This window comes from Flavivirga sp. 57AJ16 (assembly GCF_028736925.1).
In the GTDB taxonomy this organism is placed as follows: Bacteria; Bacteroidota; Bacteroidia; order Flavobacteriales; family Flavobacteriaceae; genus Flavivirga.
Window position 1 is genome coordinate 19238 of sequence record NZ_JAQZAT010000025.1, and the last position, 16864, is coordinate 36101.

10 protein-coding genes are annotated in these 16864 nt (G+C 36.2%); 9 read left to right on the forward strand and 1 reads right to left on the reverse strand.

Features of this window, described 5'->3' with window-relative positions; genetic code table 11:
* Positions 1-17: 17 nt before the first annotated feature.
* The 7 genes from PQO00_RS19275 (at position 18) to PQO00_RS19305 (ending at position 11366) form a co-directional block, all read left to right on the forward strand.
* Positions 18-2828 (forward strand): pitrilysin family protein, encoded by a 2811-nt coding sequence (locus tag PQO00_RS19275; RefSeq protein WP_274186490.1) that lies wholly within the window; start codon positions 18-20, stop codon positions 2826-2828.
* Positions 2829-3675: 847 nt separating this feature from the next.
* Complete coding sequence (locus PQO00_RS19280) at positions 3676-4173, forward strand: GbsR/MarR family transcriptional regulator (protein ID WP_274186491.1); 498 nt, start codon at positions 3676-3678, stop codon at positions 4171-4173.
* A 9-nt stretch (positions 4174-4182) separates the two neighbouring features.
* On the forward strand, positions 4183-5316 hold the full coding sequence (locus tag PQO00_RS19285; RefSeq protein ID WP_274186492.1) for an efflux RND transporter periplasmic adaptor subunit: 1134 nt from the start codon (positions 4183-4185) through the stop codon (positions 5314-5316).
* A 12-nt stretch (positions 5317-5328) separates the two neighbouring features.
* Entirely contained in the window at positions 5329-8466 is a 3138-nt protein-coding gene (locus tag PQO00_RS19290; RefSeq protein WP_274186493.1) for an efflux RND transporter permease subunit, read from the forward strand.
* On the forward strand, positions 8466-9884 hold the full coding sequence (locus PQO00_RS19295) for an efflux transporter outer membrane subunit (RefSeq protein ID WP_274186494.1): 1419 nt from the start codon (positions 8466-8468) through the stop codon (positions 9882-9884). The genes PQO00_RS19290 and PQO00_RS19295 overlap by 1 nt, the downstream gene beginning before the upstream one ends.
* Before the next feature lie 33 nt (positions 9885-9917).
* On the forward strand, positions 9918-10733 hold the full coding sequence (locus PQO00_RS19300; RefSeq protein WP_274186495.1) for a universal stress protein: 816 nt from the start codon (positions 9918-9920) through the stop codon (positions 10731-10733).
* A gap of 36 nt (positions 10734-10769) precedes the next feature.
* On the forward strand, positions 10770-11366 hold the full coding sequence (locus PQO00_RS19305; RefSeq protein ID WP_274186496.1) for a TetR/AcrR family transcriptional regulator: 597 nt from the start codon (positions 10770-10772) through the stop codon (positions 11364-11366).
* A gap of 101 nt (positions 11367-11467) precedes the next feature.
* Here PQO00_RS19305 and PQO00_RS19310 read toward each other — a convergent pair whose 3' ends face one another.
* Positions 11468-12043 (reverse strand): RNA polymerase sigma factor, encoded by a 576-nt coding sequence (locus PQO00_RS19310; protein WP_274186497.1) that lies wholly within the window; start codon positions 12041-12043, stop codon positions 11468-11470.
* 124 nt (positions 12044-12167) lie between these two features.
* On the opposite strand from PQO00_RS19310, the gene PQO00_RS19315 reads away from it, so the two are divergent.
* Positions 12168-13319 carry a FecR family protein gene (locus PQO00_RS19315; protein ID WP_274186498.1) on the forward strand — a complete coding sequence of 384 codons (1152 nt, stop codon included), beginning with the start codon at positions 12168-12170 and terminating at the stop codon, positions 13317-13319.
* 154 nt (positions 13320-13473) lie between these two features.
* Positions 13474-16863 carry a TonB-dependent receptor gene (locus tag PQO00_RS19320; protein WP_274186499.1) on the forward strand — a complete coding sequence of 1130 codons (3390 nt, stop codon included), beginning with the start codon at positions 13474-13476 and terminating at the stop codon, positions 16861-16863.
* Position 16864 lies beyond the last annotated feature (1 nt).

The window sequence follows — 16864 nt, forward strand, 5'->3', positions numbered from 1 at the left end:
AAAAATCCCTTTGATAAATGAATCGTATAGTATTTTATATATTAATCACTGCTTTCTCTTTTAGTGCAACAGCACAAAAGGTAAATTTAAATAATACATTACCAATAGATAAAACTATAAAAAAAGGAGTATTGCCCAATGGGATGACCTATTATATAAAAAGCACTGATGTGGTAAAGGATGCTGCAAGTTATTACATTATCCAGAATGTGGGCTCAATTTTAGAGAATGAGAACCAACGAGGTTTGGCCCATTTTTTAGAGCACATGGCATTTAATGGCACTCGGCACTTCCCAGAAAAAGGTGTACTGAATACGCTCCAAAAACACGGAGCGGTATTTGGAAAGGATATCAATGCCTATACTGGATTTGATGAAACCGTATATAATTTAAGTAATATCCCTACTAAAGATGGTTTGGTAGATACCTGTTTGGCCGTTTTAAAAGACTGGTCCAATTATCTGTTGTTGACCGATGAAGAGATCGATGCAGAACGAGGAGTGATAAAAGAGGAATGGCGTACTCGTCAAAACGGAAAAATGCGCTTGTTTCAAACCAGTTTGCCAGTTACATATAACCATTCAAAATATTCGGATAGATTACCCATAGGGTTAATGTCTGTGGTTGAAGGTTTTGAACATAAAGCGCTACGCGATTTTTACCACGATTGGTATAGAACAGATTTACAGGCCATAGCAATAATAGGAGATATAAATGTTGACAAAGTTGAACAAAAAATTATAGAGAAATTCTCGAAAATCCCAGCTGTTAAAAACCCGAGAAAGCGTTTTATGGTAGATATTCCAGACAATAAAGAGATGCTTTACAGTTTAGGGATGGATTCTGAAATTTCAGCTGCAAGTATCAATTTTGGTATCCGTCACAAAAAGTCATTAGAAACAGAAACGGTTGCCGATTTAAAAGAGCAGCTTTTAGAATCAATGGTAACCAGAATGCTATCTGCAAGACTTTCCGAACAGGCTCAAAAACCAGATGTAACCTTTTTATCTGCTGCTGCAGGATATAGGTCTTTGTCAAGAACTTCTAAGACTTTTAGTATATCGATTATTCCTAAAGAAAATCAACAAATAGAGGCTTTTAAAGCAGTATTGAAAGAAGTAGAGAGAGCCATAAAATTTGGTTATATCCAACCTGAAATAGACCGGACAATAGCCAAAATAAAAAGTTCTTACGAAAACCAGATTACCAAAAAAAATGATATCAGCCACAAGCAAATTGAGCGTACTATTCAAAATAATTATTTGGAGAACAAGACCATTTCGGATATAGAAGAAGTGTACGAAATATCTAAAATTCTGTTAGACGGAATTAGCGCAGAAGAACTCCACGGCACAATAAAACGGTTATACACAAAAAACAATAGATACTTAAACGTTACAGGTGTTGAAGGACAGAATAATTTAACAGAAGCCCAAGCCAAACAAATCATTAAAACGGCAGAAAATGACTCGACCATTCTGCCCTATACAGAATCGCTTGAAGGAAAAAACTTAATACCTTCTAATACTCCTATCAAAGAAGGAATCATAACAAATACGATTACCAATCCAGATCTAGAATCAACAACATATGTGTTGAGCAATGGTGTTAAAGTACATTATAAATTTGTTGATAAAGATAAGGATAAAGTGGTTTTAAGAGGTATTAGCTATGGTGGTAAATCACTTTTAAATGAAGGGGATTTACCATCAGCCAATTTATTGGGAAGTTTTATCCAGATGTCGGGACTAGGAAATTTTTCAGCTACAGATTTAAGAAAGGTTTTGGCAGGTAAAACGGCGAATGTTAGAGTTAACTTGGGAAATATCAATGAAAGTGTTTCTGGTACTTCAAATACGAAAGATATTGAAACCATGCTGCAAATGGTTTATCTGTATTTTGTAAAACCACGGTTCGATGAGCAAGCCTACCAGGTTCTAGTTAGTAATATAAATAACCATATAACTAAAAGAAGTCAAGATATAAGAGAAAAAATGAAAGATAGTTTGACGGTTGTGTTATATGGAAAAAACAATCCCAAAAAACCAATTTTCAATCAGGATTATGCAAGTAAGATTTCATTTGAAAAAATCAAAAGTATTTATAAAGAGCGATTTCAAGATGCATCAGATTTTGAGTTTTTTATTGTAGGTGATGTTAAAGAGAGTCAGTTAAAGCTACTTTTAGAAAAATATTTAGCCAGTATCCCTACAAAAGGTATCGTGGAACAATTTAAGGATAATGGTGCAGAATGGGTCTCCAACAAGATTGATAAGAACATCTATTTAATCATGGAGAACCCTAAAGCAACAGTTAATATTTCCTATAAAAAAGAAATGCCATATTCAATAAAAAATAATATTTATACAAATGCTTTAGGTGATATTTTACAGTTGCGGGTTACTGAAACCGTAAGAGAAAATGAAGGAGGCGCTTATAGCCCGAGGGCATCAGCTAATTTTTATCGTGAACCAAAGTCTTTAGCATACATATCCTTTCAGTTTGATTGTAACCCCAATCTAGTTAATAAACTTACGGAAATAGTTAAAGGCGAGTTACAAAATATTGCTGATGGAAATATTAAGGAAGAAGACTTAAATAAAATAAAGGCAAACTTTATAAAAGAAAGACAGCAATCAAAAGACAGAAATAGTTATGATATGAAATTGCTTATAAATTTCTTTAGATACGGATATAATATAAATGACCCCAAGAATTTTGTAGATGTTGTAAACAGTATGTCCAAAGAAGATATTCAAAATATGGCAAAACAAGCACGCGATGGAGGAGCGTTTTTTGAGGTTGTTTTTAAGCCAAAAGTAGAATAAGGAAAACCCATCACAAAATCCGTAAAATAATTAAAAAAATAGTGTTGAATTTTTAAACCGCTAAAACATCTTTTACTAAACTTTTTTTGTTTAAAATCAATTGAGTTAGTAAGTTAAAGTTAAAGTGAAAGATGAAAAGAGGGTGTCTAAAAAGTAGAGGCTATGTCACATTGAGTACTTCGGCTATAGTTTATCTTGAGCGCAGTCCGAAAGGCTCAGCATAAACTAAAGTCGAAATGTATTAAATCACTGATAATCACCAATAGGTTTCGACAGAGCCTGTGCTGAGTTTATCGAAGTACTCAACCTGACAAGGGAAATTAAAGACTTTTTTAGACATCCTCTTCTAAAATGAAAAAAAAAAACCTTTATTAATCCACAACAAAATTTCTGTATAAACGACTTATTTGTAATATAGGAATTCCAGTAGACTTATAATTTTATTACTTGTAAATTACTTTGAAGTTTTTTTTTCGTAATCTGAATGGTATGTTATTAAAATAACTATACGAGCTCATCTTGACTTTTTCTATTTCCTAAAACCTGCCTGGCCGGCAGGAATGGCTAAAATCCACTCATATTTCGTTACTTTTATTATCCATAGCAATGCTATGCCTTTCAAAAAGGGCCTTATTTGGACAAATTTTATCTCATTTTAGTTCACTAAATTCTTATTATCATAAATCGGAGTTCATGAATCTTCGATTTCGGTTAAACACAAAAAGTGAAGATGAGTTCTACGTTTGAAATTTTAAATAAATAGTCGAATCATATTTAACGTTTTTTTAACTTCTTTTAGTTCGGTTTGTTTCGAACTAAATATATTTTTGTTGAAAATTTCATAAAAATGATTACTTGCAATCAAAAAAAAATCTTAATCGAAAAATTAGGGGTTTTTTTCGAAAACAAAGACCAATTGGCTCCTGTAGCTGCCCGTATTATTGCCTATGTGATTCTCAACGGAAAACTTGGAGCCACTTTTGATGATTTGGTGACCGATTTATGTGCCAGCAAAAGTACCATTTCCACACATTTGAACCATTTGCTGGACTTAAAGAAATTGGTGTATTTCACCAAACTTGGCGACAGAAAAAAATACTTTATAATCAATAAGGACAGTATTGTTCAAAGTTTTGATGAGATGATAGAATCTTGCTTCAATCAAAAAGAACTGCATATTGAAATAAAAGAGTATAAAGAATACCAAAACAAAAATGAAATAGTAGATGAAGCCTCAAAATTTGATTTGGATTTTCACGATGATTATATCCAATATTTAGATGAAGGAATAAAATCCCTACAAAAATTAAGAAATAGAATCATACAAAATAACGATAAACCATAATCTGTAGTAATGAAAAAAAATAACCTATATTCAATAGTGGGAATGCTTGCCATTGTATGGCTATCAAGCTGTGGGAACAAACAAGAAAACAGCCCAGCAGCAGCCCAAATGCCCCCAGCTCCATTCCCAGTAACAAAATTGCAGCCTAAGACAATAACAAGTTTCAATGAATATCCAACTAACATTGAGGGGATTGTAAATAGCGGTGTACGTGCCAAATCCTCTGGATATATCCAGCAGGTATTGGTGGACGAAGGTCAAAAGGTACGTAAAGGACAAACCCTATTTAGACTGGAAACACAATCGTTGAGCCAAGATGCAGGAGCAGCAAAAGCACGTGTCAATGTTGCACAGGTAGAAGTAGATAAATTAATTCCGCTTGTGGAGAAAAATATTATCAGCCCAGTGCAGTTGGAAACCGCAAAAGCAAATCTGGCACAGGCACAGGCCAATTATAGCAGCGTGACTGCCAATATTGGGTATGCAACCATTAAAAGTCCGGTAGATGGCTATGTAGGTGCCATTAATTTTAGGGAAGGCACACTGGTAAGCCCTGGCGACTCTATGCCTTTGACCACTGTTAGCGATATTAGCAAGGTCTATGCGTTTTTCAGTTTGAACGAAACCCAATATCTGGACTTCCTACAAAATGCCGAAGGGAAAAGTTTGAAGGAAAAACTGGCAAACTATCCAGATGTAAACCTCATACTGGCCAATGGTAGCATGTATCCCGAAAAAGGAAAAATACAGACAAGTACGGGACAGGTGAACCAAAATACCGGAACCGTAAGCCTAAGGGCGGTTTTTAACAATCCCAACCAACTCTTAACCAACGGTAACAGTGGAAAAATACAGGTTCCCACAGTGTATGAAAATGCTATTGTGGTGCCTCAGGAAGCCACTTATGAACAACAGGGAAAAATTATGCTTTTTACTTTGGGAGAAGGCAATAAAGCTGTGAATACCATTGTAAAAGTGAAAGCGACAATAGATAATTTATATGTTCTGGAATCTGGGGTAGATACCAATGACAAAATCATAACAACAGGTGTGGGGAAACTTAAAAACGAGATGCCCATCACCCCACAAGAAGTATCTTTTGATGAGGTTACAAAACCTATATCAACATTGTTTAAAAATTAGAACCCCATAATTATGCTAAAAACATTTATTGAAAGACCCGTTCTTTCAACCGTTATATCAATTATCATAGTAATGCTCGGTGTTATTAGTATCACCAGTTTGCCCATTGAGGAATATCCGGATATTGCACCACCTACCATTATGGTTACGGCGTCCTATCCTGGAGCCAATGCCAAAACGGTGCTGGAAAGCGTGGTAACCCCTATTGAAGAACAGATTAACGGGGTGGAAGGGATGACCTATATTACCTCTACCGCATCCAATAATGGGAGTGCAGAAATCACCGTATTTTTTGACCAAGAAATGGATGCGGATATCGCAGCGGTAAACGTGCAGAACCGTGTGGCACGGGCCAATCCGTTATTGCCACAAGAAGTGCGGCAGACCGGTGTCACCACTCAAAAACAAGAAACCAGTGCCTTGATGTTCTTGTCTTTGTACACCGATAGCGAAGATTATGATGCCACCTATATTCAAAACTACTTAAAAATCAATGTGATTCCTGCCATACAAAGAATAAATGGCGTTGGAAATGTGAATGTGTTTTCCCAACAGGATTACGCCATGCGTATTTGGTTAAAGCCTGAAAAGTTAGCGGCATACAACTTAATCCCATCCGATATTTCCGCTGTTTTACAAGAACAGAACTTGGAATCGGCGGCCGGTGCTTTGGGAGAAAATAATGGAGAAGCTTTTTCTTATGTATTGACCTATAGCGGACGTTTTAAGGAAGCGCAACAGTATGGGGATATTGTTGTAAAAGCTTTAGGAAATGGTGAATTTTTACGGTTAAACGATGTGGCAACCATTGAGTTGGATGCACAATCGTATGCATCCAATGCGGAAAGTTTGGGTCATAATGCCGTATTTATGGGTATTTTCCAGACCAAAGGTTCCAATGCCCAAGAAATTATTGAAGGGGTCAAAACGACCTTAAACGATATTGAAAAAGACCTGCCAGATGGATTGCACCTTTTTGTGCCTTACGATACCAGTTTGTTCTTAAATGCCTCTATCGAAAAAGTAATAAGTACTTTGATAGAAGCCTTTTTATTGGTGTTTTTAGTGGTTTTTCTCTTTTTGCAGGATTTCCGTTCCACTTTAATTCCGGCCATTGCTGTTCCAGTATCCATTATCGGTACGTTCTTTTTCCTGAATGTCTTTGGTTACTCCATTAACCTATTGACATTGTTCGCATTAGTGCTCGCTATTGGTATTGTGGTAGATGATGCCATTGTGGTGGTAGAAGCTGTACATGCCAAAATGGACCAAGGCGAAAAGAATCCCAAAAGTGCCACATTAAAGGCGATGAACGAAATATCTGGGGCCATTATTTCCATTACTTTGGTAATGTCTGCCGTATTTATCCCCGTCACCTTTGTGTCTGGTCCAACAGGAGTATTTTATGAGCAATTTGGTGTTACCTTGATTATCGCCATTTTAATTTCTGCAGTAAATGCCTTGACCTTAAGTCCAGCGTTATGTGCCTTACTGTTGAAGGAGCACAAGCACGATGAAGAACTAAAAGATAAAAATCCGTTACAACGTTTCTATGCCCTTTTTAACCGTGGATTTAGTGCTACGGTGGATAGATATGGAAAGGCCCTTCAGTTTTTGTACAAAAGGAAGTGGGTACCTGTATTGCTTTTAGTATTGGCAACAATTGGCATTTTTTGGGCATCCAAAACAACCCCAACGGGATTTGTGCCCAATGAAGACAGAGGAATTATTTTTGTGAATATAGAACTGCCAGCTGGATCATCCTTAGATAGAACAGACGCGGTTACCAAAGATTTATATGCCAGAACAAATGATTTGGAAGGCGTCGTAGGGTTGTCTTTTATAAAAGGACGAAGTTTAATTAGTGGTTCTGGTAGTAACTATGCCATTGGGTTTTTTAAACTTGATGATTGGGGTAAACGTAAAGCCCCTTCATTGTCTTCCCAGGCTATCATTGGTAAATTGTTCGGTATTGCTGCCACTATACCTGAAGCCAACATTATTTTCTTTTCACCGCCAAGTATTAGGGGGTTTGGTAACTCTGCTGGTTTTGATGTGAACTTATTGGATAAATTTGGAGGCGAATTTACAGACCTTGATAAGGCCAACCAAGAATTTGCACTGGCGTTGATGCAGCATCCGGAAATTCAGTATGCACAATCTGCTTTCAATACAAAGTATCCACAATACGAAATGGACATCAATGTACCCTTGGCAAAAGAAAAGGGAGTGCCTATAAACAGTATTTTTTCAACATTACAAGGGTATATAGGCGGTATTTATGCTTCAGATTTTACACGTTTTGGGAAACAGTACCGTGTGTACATTCAATCCTTGCCAGAAGACCGTGCCAAAGTGGACGACCTAAACAGTATGTATGTACGAACAGATACTGGAGAAATGACGCCCATTACACAGTTTGTAAGCCTTGACCGCGTGTACGGACCACAATCCGTGACCCGTTTCAACCTATACAACTCTACCAATATCACTGGTGCCACTAACCCAGGGTTTAGTACGGGGGATGCCATTAGGATTATAGAAGAAGAAGCTGCCAAGCTACCCAGTAACTATACGGTTGCCTATTCTGGTCTAACACGGGAAGAGGTAAATGCAGGAAACCAGACCACCTTCATCTTCATCTTAAGTATTTTGTTTGTGTACTTCTTGTTAAGTGCCCAATACGAAAGTTATCTATTGCCCTTGGCCGTGGTATTTTCGTTGCCTTTTGGTGTTTTTGGAGCCTATATAAGTACGAAGTTTTTTGGCTTGGAAAATAACATCTATTTCCAGATTGCCTTGATTATGCTGGTGGGGCTGCTCGCTAAAAATGCCATATTGATTGTGGAGTTTGCACTGCAAAGGCGAAAAGCGGGCGATTCCATTGTAAATGCCGCCATTAATGGAGCCAAAGCACGTCTGCGCCCCATTTTAATGACCTCTTTCGCCTTTATTTTAGGATTGATGCCTTTGGTACTGGCAAAAGGAGTGGGTGCAGAAGGAAACAATTCCATAGGGACAGGTGCCGCCGGAGGCATGTTGATAGGAACCCTTTTAGGGGTATTCATTATCCCCATCCTATTTATGTTGTTCCAGTGGTTACAGGAAAAAGTATCGAGCAAACCTATAATTGAAACAAAAGAACAGTGATGATGAAATTTATAAAAAATCCATATCTACATAAAGCCATCCTTTTGGTATTGGTGGCATTCACATTACAAAGTTGTTTTGTGGCCAAGGACTATACAAGACCGGAATTGCAGGAAACCGATAGCCTGTACCGAACCGATAATCTGCCCACCGATAGCCTGTCGATGGCAGCTATTTCATGGAACGATTTATTTTCTGATACTTATTTGAAACAGTACATCCAGGAAGGTTTACAGAACAATTTGGACATCCGTGTGGCGATGCAGCAAATGGCGGTTGCCGAGGCGTATATGAAACAGGGAAAGGCAGGATATTTGCCAAGTTTGGGTGCTGGAGCAACGTGGACGCATCAGGAATTGTCCAAAAACAGCCAATTTGGGTCGTTCTTGTCAAATACATCAACAGACCAATATGAACTTACTGGAAACCTTTCTTGGGAAGCAGATATTTGGGGCAAGATACGCAGTAACAAACGTGCTGGAGAAGCAGGCTATTTACAGAGTGTAGCTGCCCATCAAGCTGTAAAAACGCAATTGGTGTCACTTATTGCTTCCACCTATTACCAGCTATTGGCATTAGATGCGCAGTTAAAAGTAACCCAAGAAACAGTTGTAGCAAGAGACAGTAGTGTTTTTACCATTAAAGCATTAAAGGATGCCGGACAGGTTACACAAGTGGCTGTGGACCAAAATATTGCCCAATACCATAACGCCAAAGCATTACAGGTGGATATTGAAGCTGCCATTTTTAGGACTGAAAACACACTGAACTTCTTATTGGGAAAACCTTCACAGTATATAGAACGAGGTGTTTTGGAAGACCAAAGTTTGGAATCCGATATAAAATTGGGCGTTCCAGCAAGTTTGTTAAGTAATCGTCCAGATGTGATGGCTTCAGAATATGGCTTGATCAATACTTTTGAAATGACCAATGTGGCTCGGAGTCATTTTTATCCATCATTGACCTTAACGGCTTCAGGAGGGTTTCAAAGCCTGGAATTGGATGAGCTGTTAAGTGCCAATTCATTGTTTGCCAATATTGTGGGCGGATTAACACAGCCCATTTTCAACCAAAGAAGAATAAAAACCCAACACGAAGTGGCAAAAGCACAACAGGAACAAGCTTTGCTCAATTTTAAAAAATCGCTTTTAGTGGCAGGAAACGAAGTATCTAACGCTCTGTACGCTTACAATGCCGAAACCGAAAAATTTGAATACCGACAAAAAGAAGTGGAAGCCCTGCGCAATGCCGAAAATAACTCGGAAGCGCTGTTGGTCAATGGCTATGGCACGTATTTAGACCTTTTAACGGCGAGACAAAGTGCCTTGAATGCTGAACTGAACGTGATAGACAATAAGTTGCAACAGTTATTGAGTGTGGTCTATCTATATGAAGCCCTTGGGGGCGGTTGGAAGTAATAACTTGTTGGATAAACCCAATCAATTAAAATTATGAGGACTATTTTAGTGGCGACAAACTTTTCCAAAACAGCTGATAATGCCGTACGCTATTCGGCATCATTGGCCCAGCTTTTCAACACAAAACTAATACTTTTCAATGCCTTTAAATTGCCTGTACACGCATCAAATACCTATTTATCGGCAGCTACCATAGAAAATCTGATAAAGATAAATAAGGACAGGTTAAAGGAAACAGCTTTGGGCCTTACCAAAGAATTTGGTATTGAAGTTGAGCATAAGTGTAGCTATGTTGATTTGGAACGTGAGATAGATTCTTTAATGGAAACCCACAACGTACGGTTTTTGGTTATGGGAATGTCCCCTAAATCCATAGAACAAAATTTACTGGGAAATCCTACTACCACCTTAATCAGTATGAAAAAATTCCCAGTGTTGGCCATTCCTGTCAATGCACAGTTTACCGGGATACAAAACACGCTTTTTGCGTGTGATTTAATGCAGGGTATCCCTTTAAAAACATTGGCAAGGTTAAGGCAAATAGCCCTAAAATTAAAGACTGAAGTTACCGTGTTCTATGTAGAAAAAAAGATAGGTGAACTAGCCCTAAAAAATAATGCTCTTGATAAAATTGACAAGGAATTGGAAGGCGTTACCTATTTGTACAAGAATGTAAAGTCTGATACTGTCATTGAAGAGATAGAAAAAGAGATAAAAAAATCCAATGCCAATCTATTGGTAATGGTTCCCAAAAAATACGGTTTTTGGGGATCCATAGTCCATAAAAGCAAAACCAGGGTAATGGCCTCTGGATTGAACATTCCGCTATTGTCCATTCCAGTTGAATAGCGTTTCAGAATAAAACGGAAATCCTATTAAAATTAAATGATACGGAAATGCGACTTAATAAAATATGCGGTCGCCAATTTTACCAAGTTTGGCAGTAAACGCTTTACTATGGACAATTTGGCGGCCACATTAGGCATTTCCAAAAAGACCATCTACAAGTATTTTGACAGCAAGGAAGAATTGGTCGTGGAAAGTGTCACATTTTTAATTGAAGATTACAGGAAAGAACTGGAAGCTATTATATCATCTCCTGAAAACGATGCCATTACGAACATCATTTTAATTTATGAAAAAGCTTTTGAGCATTTAAAGCATTTTAGGCCGTCGTTTATTTTCGGACTTAAAAAATACTATCCCAAAGCCAATGTTATTTTTGACGATTTCAGGGATTTTGTGGTTTACAAAATAGTTTATGGCCTATTGGAAGATGCCAAAAAGCAGGGCATTGTAAAGCCCGAAATCAACATACAATTGTTTTGTGACCTATATTTTAATCGTTTTGCTGAAATAGCATTTAAAAAGGACCATCTTCTTATTGAAAAGTACACCAATAAAGAATTGCTCAACCACTTTGTAATCTACAATTTAAGGGGTATTACGGTTTTGGGTTATAACAATAGTTTTTTTGAATAATTTTTTTTAATGTTGACTAATACCCATATATAAAATTAGATAGGAAAGCAGAATACCTTGCCATTCCCAAAGCAATTATTTAATAGGTAAAATATGAAGCTTTAACCTGTGTGTTTTTCTCCAAACAACAAAAATAAAACACTTTCCGCTTTACCTCTAACAGTTTTACGTAATGTAGTAAATGCCTTAGTGATATGTGCTTCAACAGATTTAACAGAAACATTTAAATACTCAGCAATTTCTATATTACTAAGTCCATCTTGTCTACTTAGCAAAAATGTTCGTTTACATTTAGGAGGTAGGTTTTCAATTTCACGCCTTATTAGGGCCATTAATTTTTCTAATGATTTTTCATCTTCTTCTTCAACAACTGAACTAAGCGCATCAATATATTTTTTATCTAAAGGAACAACGGATTTTAAAGTTCTATTTTGGTTAAGGAATTCATTATAAACAGATCTATATAAATAACTTTTAACAGCAAAGTCGTCTTTAAGTTTTAAGCGGATCCTCCAAATATTAATAAATACATTTTGAACAATATCTTTAGCTAAATCACGATCATTTGTAAGTTGAAAAGCATAGCTACATAGTGCATTGTGGTAAGTGTCTACCAAAAATGAATATGCTTTGGAATCACCTTTTTTAAGTTTGCATATTAGCTCTATATTATCCATATAATAAAAGGAGTTTAGGGATTTTGATAATAATGAGGGTTGATTTTTGCGAAAATAAAAAAAAATGTCATAAAAAGTTAGGGTTTTGCAAAATTATTGTGTTTTAGTAATATAAGACCTGAAAATGATTTCTCAAAAAATACTAAGACTAATAGTTCAATATCTTAATAAACAAGCTACTCTTTTAGAAAGAGAGGCACTAGAATCATGGCTTGAAAACCCAAAGAACTTTGAGTTATTTAAAGGTTACATAAAAATTAATTATTTAATTGATTTAAATATGGATATGTTTGATGTTGATGACTCAAAAAAACAATTACTAGAGTTAATCGATAAAGAAAAGAAAGTACATAGATTGCTAATAATACGAAACCTGATGAAATATGCCGCTGTCATAATTCTATTTTTAGCCATCGGGTATTATTTTGTACAGGGTTATTTTGTAAGCGAATCAGAATTAAGAGCCCCAATTGAAAGTGTAACGCTTCAGCTTGAAAATGGCAATATTGAAGTGATAAGTGAAAACGGTGTTAAACAAATATTTGATGCGGAAGGCCATGTTGTTGGAAGTCAAAGTGGAAATCAATTAATATATGACAATGAAACGACAAAGGAAACTTTAACATACAATACATTAATGGTACCTTATGGTAAAAGGTTTGAAGTTCAATTGTCTGATGGTACTGTTGTTAATTTGAATGCAGGAACATCTTTAAAATTCCCAATAAAGTTTATTGAAGGTAAAAATCGTGAGGTCTTTTTAAATGGAGAGGCTTATTTTAATGTAGCAAAAGATGCCGAACATCCATTTATTGTAAATACTCACGAAGTTAATGTTCGGGTTTTAGGAACGCAATTTAATGTGAGTTCTTATGATGAGGATGTAGATGTTAATACGGTTTTAGTAGAAGGTTCTGTAAGTGTATATAACAGTGAATCTGCTTATAGCGAAGAAACAGCTACGCTATTAACCCCAGGGTTTAAAGCAGCTTGGGATAAAAACAAAAACCAAATTGCGGTAGCAAAAGCCGATATAGAAATGAGCCTCGCTTGGATTGAAGGTAGAATTATATTTAAGCACTTGCCCTTTAATAAAATCATTAAAAAATTGGAACGTCATTATAATGTGAAAATAATCAATCATAATGAACCCTTTGGTGAAGATTTTGTAACAGCCACTTTTGATATTGAGACCATAGAAGAGGTGTTTAAGGTCATACACGAAATACATCCTATAGAATACACTATAGTAAACGATCAAATTACAATTAATTAACCAATTAAAACAATAACGCCTATGATTTAAAGACTAAACTAAAACTAGATAAATAATCATCGTTATTACAAAAAAAAATCGAAAGATGTTTGCAGCATCTTCCGATTAAAATAACGATTAAACTAAATTAACCGTATAAATTCATTACAAAAATATGAAAAAACTATTTAGGTTAGAGAGGTATGCCTCTTTACCAAGAAAATTTGATTTAAAAATGAAACTCACTACCCTCGTTTTTATAGTTTCTTTATTTCAACTTCAAGCTAATGACGGTCATTCACAAAAGATCAAGATAAGTATAGACTTCCAAAACGTAAGCTTGGAAAAAGTGCTGGATGAAGTTGAATCACTTACTGAATTTAAATTTCTCTATAAAGATAAACAGGTCAACTATCAAAGAGAAGTTTCGATTAAGGCAAACAATGAGGCACTTTCTTCTGTATTGAAGCGCTTATTTGCAGATTCCAATGTTATCTTCAAAGTAAAAGGAGAGCAAATTATTTTAAAGCAGGGCAAACTAGATCGATTGCCCAAAGATGATTCAGCTGTTATTGAAAAAGCAAAGCAACAGAAACTAAACATTACTGGAAGTGTTAAAGATGTGAACGGTAGTCCCTTGCCAGGAGCTTCCGTGCTCATTAAAGGCTCGGTAAGAGGAACGGTTACGGATTTTGACGGAAACTATGCTTTGACCGTAGAAGTCAATGACGTATTGGTCATTTCTTATTTAGGTTTTATCACAAAAGAGGTTGTGGTAAATGATTCAAATATTATAGATGTTGTTTTAAATGAAAGTAACCAAGCACTTGAAGAGGTTGTCATTGTAGGTTATGGCACTCAAAAAAGATCTCAAGTTGTTGGAGCGGTTGATCAAGTGGGGAGTGAAAGCTTTGAGGGGCGTGCAACAGTTAATACTACCCAAGCGTTGCAAGGAAAATCTCCAAGTTTAACCATACAACAAACAAACTCCGAGCCTGGAGCTGGGCTTAACGTTAATATACGTGGTATAGGGACATTAGGTAATAATAGTCCATTAGTGGTTATTGACGGTATTGTTGGTGGCGACATCAATTCATTAAACCCTGCCGATATAGAAAATGTTTCTGTATTAAAAGATGCAGGTAGTGCGGCCATTTATGGATCTAGGGCAAGTAATGGGGTGATACTTATTTCAACAAAAAAGGGACGTAAAAATACGCCAATGACCGTTCAATATAGTGGTTTGGTTGGATATAATTCACCTCGTTTTTTCACGCAACCGGTACATGGTTACGAAAACGCCATTTTAAGAAACCAAGCGGCTTACAATTCTAATGAAAGTACAGCGGTATTTACATCAGATCAAATAAGCCAATTTAGGGCAGAAGGAGATAATGAATGGTTTGCAGAAGAAATTGTCACGGCTGCTCTGCAGCAAAATCAAAATCTATCTATCTCTGGTGGTAGTGAAAATTCATCCTATTTAGTGTCATTGGGGTATTTAAATCAGGGCAGTAATTTTGTAGGGCCTCGTAAAGGCATGGAACGTTACAATTACAGAATCAATACGACCAATGAATATGGTAAATTAAAAATTACTTCAAATATTTCCTATTCAAAACAGAAAATTACAGATCACTCTTCTAGTACCGCTACTTTAATGGTAGATGCGTTTAGGGTACCATTGTATTATAAGCAAGTTGATGAGGAAGGGAATTATTTAACAAACGATGTTCTGAATCAATTTAATTCACTGGGGATTTTAGAGCAAGGTGGCTTTAGAAAATATGACAACGATGATATCTTCGGAAATTTTGATGCAGAGTTTCAAATTACCGATGCCTTAAAAGTTAGAGGCGTTTTTGGCGGTAGACTTTATTCTAATACACTTTACGCAAGACGGACACAAGTAGATTTTTTACCTAAAGGTGTTTATGGAGCAGATAACAATACAGATGATGAAAGTCGTAAAAGTTTGGATTTGAATACGCAATTGATGGTACAATATTCCAAAACTTTTAATGAAAAACATGATGTAAGTGCCCTGGTAGGGGTTTCCAATGAAAACCATTCTGATAGAGGTACTGGAATCTTCAAAAAGTATACAGATATAGATTTGGGCACACCAATCACAGATACAGAAATAAGTGAAGATTCGTATAATTCAAACCAAAGTTCATCAAAAAATAGCTTGAATTCCTTATTTGGAAGACTTTCATACAATCTTAATCAAAAGTATTATGCAGAATTCAACTTCCGTTACGATGGTTCTTCAAAATTCAGAAAAGAAAAAAGATGGGGCTTTTTTCCATCCCTATCTCTAGGTTATAAGGTCACTGATGAGGCATTTATGGATAGCTATCGTGAAAAATTTGGTAACATAAAATTTAGAGGATCCTATGGTGTTTTGGGTAACCAAAATGTAGGTAATTATCAGTATCAAACCACTTTTTTTACGTTTCAAAATGCGTATGGGTACAACAATGAAGGTGTTAGTGGTACAGGATATAATTTCGCAAACCCAGATATACAATGGGAAAAATCAGCGACTTTAAATTTAGGAGCAGATTTAGACTTTTTAAAAGGGGCTTTGACCATGTCTTTGGATTATTTTGATACCGTTACATCAGATATATTGGTGCCTCCAGCAGTTCCAGGAGTTTACGGAACCAATTTACCGGATTTTAATGCTGGTAAAGTTGGAAACCGAGGCTGGGAAGTAAGTGCTACTTACAGGCATTATGGTAAGTTGTTTAAACACAGCTTAAATGTATCGATTAGTGATACAAAAAATAAAGTGTTGGATTTTCAAGGAGAAGAAAGACTTACAGGTATTGAGGAACTGCAATTATTATTAAGAGAAGGCGAGGCCTTTAACTCGTATGTTGGCTTGAAAAGAGATGGTATTTTTCAGAATATGGAAGAAATTGAAGGTGCCGCCGTGCCAGAAGGTTTAACAGTGGTCCCTGGTGATAACAGATATGTAGATGCCAATAACGATGGCGTTATCAATGACGACGATAAATTTATTTTTGATAATTCTTTTCCAAGATATACCTATGGTGTAACTTATAATTTGGGTTTTAAGAATTTTGACTTCAGTTTATTTGTGCAAGGTGTTGGTAAAAGGACCATGATGCTTCGTGGTGAGTTGGTAGAGCCGTTCCATTTTAATTATGGTGCTACGATGTACACCCATCAATTGGATTTTTGGTCGCCCATGAATCCGGATGCTAAATACCCACGCTTGGCAAATGCAGGCTCTCAGTCCAATACAAACAATTTTAGAAGAGGGTCTGATATGTATTTATACAATGGTGCTTATTTAAGACTTAAAAACATTCAGTTGGGTTATACATTGCCAGACAATATAACAGAAAAATTGGGTATGAAAAACCTTCATTTTTATGTGTCCGGTCAGAACTTGTTAACACTTTCAAAAGTTGATTTTGTGGATCCTGAACTTTCAGAATTCAACAGTAATCTGAGTCCTAATGGAGCTAATAGCGGTAGAGCTTACCCTTCATTGTCTTATTACGGGTTAGGGGTAGATATAACTTTTTAAA